Annotated in this window: 1 protein-coding gene; it reads left to right on the top strand. The window is 30.0% G+C overall.

Annotated elements, in window-relative coordinates:
* Window positions 1–324, top strand: a 324-nt coding sequence (locus tag EGM88_RS15045) for a transposase (protein ID WP_148084099.1), incomplete at its 5' end; no start/stop codon positions are given.
* Window positions 325–557: the final 233 nt, after the last annotated feature.

The following is a 557-nucleotide window of genomic DNA, read 5'->3' as shown; positions in this document are numbered from 1 at the left end:
TTTGAAACAGGATCACAATTATGTAGTTATGTTGGGATTACCCCCACAATAAGAGAGTCTGGCAGCAGTGTAAGAGGTAGGAGCAGAATTAGTAAAGTAGGTAACAGAAAACTACGTAACCTTTTGTTTTTATGTTCTTTTACGGCTTGTAAGCATAACAAAGGGTGTAGAGAAATCTATGAACGAATTGTAAACAAGGGCAAGAGTAAAAAATTAGCTTTAATAGCTGTTTCTAATAAGTTATTGAAACAAGCTTTTGCTATTGCAAAATCGGGAAACCCTTATGATGCGAGCCATATTTCAGTATTAAAACTAAATAACTAAAAAATATGGTGATAATTATTGCTTGTTGCATTGGAAATAAAATCGACCGTAGGAGATTTATTCTAATTCAACAATACAAGAAAACTATTGTCAAAATTTAATGAAGAAAAGGCTTGGTTTTTAGCTCAGTTCTTTGTTGTACGCAGTATTTTATATTTGAAAAGACATTTTAATATCATCAAATTTCTTTTTTTCTAAATCTTTTTTTGATATTCCAAAATAATATTTTCCTT

The organism is Aureibaculum marinum (assembly GCF_003813905.1).
GTDB classification, from domain to species: domain Bacteria; phylum Bacteroidota; class Bacteroidia; order Flavobacteriales; family Flavobacteriaceae; genus Aureibaculum; species Aureibaculum marinum.
Note: the sequence above shows the minus strand (reverse complement) of the source record. Positions and strands in the feature narration are given on the sequence as shown.